1 protein-coding gene is annotated in these 774 nt (G+C 72.0%); it reads left to right on the top strand.

What is annotated here, in order from left to right; genetic code table 11:
* Positions 1-136: 136 nt before the first annotated feature.
* Positions 137-774: IS110 family transposase (locus tag AC07NS_RS26650; protein WP_494608231.1), on the top strand; the 638-nt coding region annotated here is incomplete at its 3' end.

Raw genomic sequence — 774 nt, 5'->3', positions numbered from 1 at the left:
GGTGGCGGGCGCAGCTCGTTGGGTCCCAGGCCTCGAGGCCGAGATTCCGGCAAGGGCGCGTCCGCCAGTCTCAGCTTTCCGAACAGTCGCACGGGCGGGACGCCAGGCGTTCGAGCCCGAACACAGGAGCGGAGCCATGACGCATGCGTGCGCGGCCGGCGTGGATGTCGGGCGTGATTGGCTGGACGTGGGCCTGGCCCCGTCCGGCAAGGTGTTTCGGTTGGCCAACGGCCCCTCGGGCGTAGCGGCGCTGGTGGCGAGGTTGCATCGCGAAGGCGTGGCCAAGGTGGTGCTGGAGTCCATCGGGACCTACGGCGCGCGCCTGGTGCGCGGCCTGGCCCAGGCCGGCTTCGAGGTCGGGGTGGTCGATCCCAAGCGGATCGCGGCCCTGCGGACGGCCGAGGGACGGCGGGCCAAGACCGACAGGCTGGACGCGGGGCTGATCGCGCGGTTTGCTCTGCTGATGCAGGACGCCGCCCGCCCCGTTCCCAGCGCCAGGGCCTTCGAGATCCGGGCCTTGTCGACCCGCCGCCGCCAACTGGTGGAGATGGCGGCCATGGAGAAGACCCGGCTCAAGCAGACCCTGGACGAGGCCGTCGCCGACAGCTGCCGTCGGGCGATCGCCTGGCTGGCCCAAGAGCGCGCCGACGTCGAGATCCGGCTTCAGGCCCTGATCCTGGAGCCTCACGACGGCCCGGCCCGTCAGGCCCTGCTGCAGACCATTCCCGGCGTCGGCCCGGCTGTCAGCATGACCCTGCTGGCCGACCTGCCAGA

The organism is Caulobacter sp. GW821-FHT10A10 (assembly GCF_059415745.1).
This window is presented reverse-complemented; position numbering and strand designations above follow the sequence as displayed.